The sequence below is a fragment of the Parasphingomonas halimpatiens genome (assembly GCF_036663795.1).
In the GTDB taxonomy this organism is placed as follows: domain Bacteria; phylum Pseudomonadota; class Alphaproteobacteria; order Sphingomonadales; family Sphingomonadaceae; genus Sphingomonas.
Genome location: NZ_JAXOJP010000079.1, coordinates 1 through 3,880 on the forward strand (window position 1 = coordinate 1; position 3,880 = coordinate 3,880).

A 3,880-nucleotide genomic window follows, 5' to 3' on the forward strand; every position below is an offset into this window, starting at 1 on the left:
CCGGATTGCCGATAGTGCCGCCGCTGACGATCGATGTGCCCGACATCTGCCACGATGCCAGCGTGCCGTCGCGGCCTCGAAACAGCAGGTCGCTCGCCCCGTCGCCGTTGAAATCACCCGAGACAACATAGCGGTACGAACCACCCGGGTTGCCGATATTACCGCCGCCGCCAATCGACGACGCACCGGACAACTGCCATGATGCAAACGCTCCTGCGCCCGACCGGAACAAGACATCGCCCAGCGCATCACTGTTCAGATCCACGCCTGTGGGCATCCGCACCGTTACGTCCGCGAACTGGAAACGTTCGACGCCGGACACCGTGTCCGAACCATCCGGTCCGACAACCTGCACGCTGCCGTCGCCATTGGCGTGGAAAACATATTGCGCACGATTGCCGCTGAACACGGCCACGTCCAGACCAGCGCCGCCCGTCAAAGTGTCGTTGCCGCTACCGCCGGTCAGGATGTCGTTACCGCCGCCGCCGGTGATCGTATCTGCGCCCGCTCCGCCCTGGATCGTATCCGCGCCGCCACCGCCGATGAGTCTATCGGCGTTCGCCCCGCCCTGAATGAGCAATGCGCCGCTGGTCTTCGCGCTGGCATCGACCTGCATGATTTCGAGGAAACCGGAAAGGCCCGTACCGAGGCTGCTGCCGTTCACCGACATGGCGAAGCCGGGCGATAGACTGCCGTCGTCGAGGAGAAGCGAATAGCTGAAACGGCTCGAGGTGGAATGCGTGAGATTGATCGTCTCGATTCCGCTCAAAACCTGTTTGAGGTCGAGACCGGCACTGAAATCGCCGCTCAGCGTCAGCGTGTCCGATCCGCCGCCGAGGTCGATGACGGCGGGGCGGTCGCCGATCCTGCGCAGCGTGATCTGATCCGAGCCGGCACCCCCTTTGATCGTGAGCGTGGGGAATGCGTCCTGGATGTCGAGCGTCAGGCCGTTAGACGATCCCAGTGCCGAAGCGTCGATCAGGGTGAAGCTGTTGGTGAAGCTGGTGACGAAGGAATAATTGTGTCCTGCGGCGAGCACGACCTTCTCGAAGTTCGAGAAGTTGGGGTAGCCCAACTTCAGCTGCGTCGGATAATCGCCGTTGAGGATGACCGTGTCGATCCCCGAACCGCCGTCGATCGGTTTGAACCCGGTTTCTGACAGCGTGCCGTTGATCGTGATCTGGTCGTTGCCGCCACCCAGATCTATTCCGTTGTTCAGAACATAATAGGAGCCCGCCGACCCCTCGATCGTACTGGCGCTGGTGACGACGGTGTCGGCGCCGCTGCCGAGTTCCAGCCGGTCGAGATGCTCGATGCCGTTGACACGCGTGCCGTGAATCATCGCCGCGACGTTGGGGTTGGCATCGCCGAAGTTATAGGCACCGCCGCTGACGACCAAATCGAGGTTGAGCGTGTACGCCAGGCTGGAGGTGCCCAGCAAAATGACCGCGCGATCGTCCCCCGACCCGCCGTCGATCAAATCGCCTGCCCGGCCAATGAACCGGTCGTTGTCGGCGCCGCCGTAAAGCAGGTCTTCTGCGCCATCGTTGAAGCCCGGCGACGTTACGCCCCCGTCCAACAGATCGTTTCCGGCATCACCATACAGGACATCGCTGCCGCCGCCGCCGTCGAGCGTGTCATTGCCCCCGCCGCCGTGCAGCTCGTCGCTACCAAAAGGGAAGTTATAGGTGTCGCCCGTCAACTTGTCGTCGAAATCGCCGCCATAGACCGTGTCGTTGCCGCTACCAAAGGTGATGTCGAAGCGCTCGATCCCGGTGAGCGTGATGTCGAGGCCCGCATAATTGACGCCAACGGGGAGGACGAGCGTGCCGGTTGTCGCGTCGGCAAGATGCACGTTCACACCGCGTTTGTTCTCGATCGAGAGGATCGTGTGCGCAACCCAGGGCTGCCAGTCCACGGTCAACGACAGATGGACATAGTCGGTGCCGGTGCCGCCGTCCAAAATGCTGCCATAGCCGCCCGAGATATCGTCATTACCGGCGTCGCCGTACAGAAAGTCGCCGCCGACGATCGCAAAACCGTCCCCGTTGTTTGCATCGGTGTCGACGACCTGAGCGCCCTGCTGAGGTAGGGTGCCCTGCACGATCTGGTCGTCGCCATCGCCGCCATGGACCGTGTCTGACCCGGATCCGGTTCGGATCACGTCGTTTCCGGCGCCCCCATTCAACACGTCGTCGCCACCGCCGCCGTCGATCTGATCGTCGCCGCCCAGCCCGTCGATATGGTTGGGTCCGGAGCCGCCAGTTAAAATGTCTGCACCGTTCGAGGCCGGGTATGCGACGGGCGCGAATACGTCGTAGTTGGCGCTCGGCACGTTCAGATAGGTTCCGCGCGCCCACCCTTCCGCTGCCGTAATGTTGGCACCCACGCTGTTGTCGAGGATGAGGAGCGGTTCGTTCGGCATCCGCTGGTGGGCTAGATCGAGCTCCGCGACCGACTGGTTCTCGATCAGATGGAAATCCACGGCGTCGGTGAACTGGTGCGACAAGGCACTGCTTGCCGATCCACTGCTGTTCTCGACCAGGATCCAGGAATTGGTGTTGGTCACCACCACCGCGTTCTGATTGATGGCCACGATCGCAGCCTTCACCTTTGCGACGAGCGCAATCATCTGGTCCGCCGCAGTGGCGAGACTGCCGCTGTGCGAGCCGTAATAGGCGTAGATGCCGACATCGTCGAGGAATACGCCCGAATAGCCGCGATCGCGCACGAGCGACACGGCCTGGGCAACGACCATGTCCTGCCATGCTGCATCGGTGTAATTTACCGCGATCGCGTCCTGCTTGCCGTCTTGGTTGAAATCGAGCGCGAAGCCGGTCTTGAGCCAGTTCGGCGCACTCGCCGTCGGGGTTCCGGTGTCATGGCCGTTGCTCGTCCACGCCGGGTTCCAATAATAGCGGCTGTCATCCGTTACCCCGGCGTCGATGTAGCCGAGGACAATTCGCCCTTGCGCGGTGAGCTGATCTACTTGCTGCCTGGTCAGCTGTGCAACGATAGAGTTATTTGTCTGGAGGGGCGCCGCTTCCGTAACAAAAAGGTCATAGGAAGACGAATTGATCTGACTAAAATTCACATTTGTCAGTTGATATCCGAAGCTGCTGACAGATGGCATCGCGAGTCTCCCCATTCATCTAGCCGATATTGGCATATTATGATCGGCCTACCTAGATGAGAAAACGGATCGCCTGTCGAATAGGGGTATATTTAGAGCGTCGTGCGTTTAATCTGGTGCATAGCCTGCGTGTTTGAGGAAGTTCCAGCATTCCTCGGGTGTGTAGAGGTCACAGATATTGCCAACGGCGCGCCATAGGTCGTCGATGGTCCTGGCCTTGATGCGGCGGAGGTGCGCCTTGAGTTTGGCAAAGGCCATTTCGATTGGATTGAGGTCTGGGCTGTAGGGCGGCAGGAAGACGAACCATGCGCCACGTTCCCTGATGATCGCCTTGGCCACCTCGCTTTTGTGGCTCGACAGATTGTCGAGGATGACCACATTGCCGGGCCTCAGTGTCGGCGCGAGCTGGGTCTCGACATAGGCCTCGAAGATCTTCCGGTTCATCGGTGCGTCGATGATCCAGGGCGCCGTCAGCCCGTCATGGCGAAGTGCTGCGATGAAGGTTTGCGTACCCCAATGGCCGAAGGGCGCACGTGCCCTGAGCCGCTCGCCCTTGCGCGCCCGGCCCCGTAGCCGGGTCATCTTGGTGGTCGTTGCTGTCTCATCGATGAAGACCAGCTGACGTGACCTCCTGATTTTCTACCAGCAGCGATTAGAGTCCGGCCTGAAGAAGGGACGGACGGATGAAGCGATCACGGTTCACAGAAGAGCAGATTATCGGGGTGCTGAAGGAGGCGGAGGCGGGCG

General features: G+C 61.0%; 2 pseudogenes. Both read right to left on the bottom strand.

Annotated features, from left to right (window positions below):
• Nucleotides 1–3,133 (bottom strand): annotated as a pseudogene (locus U1839_RS26640) (endo alpha-1,4 polygalactosaminidase); the annotation flags it as partial.
• A gap of 108 nt (nt 3,134–3,241) precedes the next feature.
• Nucleotides 3,242–3,754: pseudogene (locus tag U1839_RS26645) on the bottom strand (IS630 family transposase); the annotation flags it as partial.
• Nucleotides 3,755–3,880: the final 126 nt, after the last annotated feature.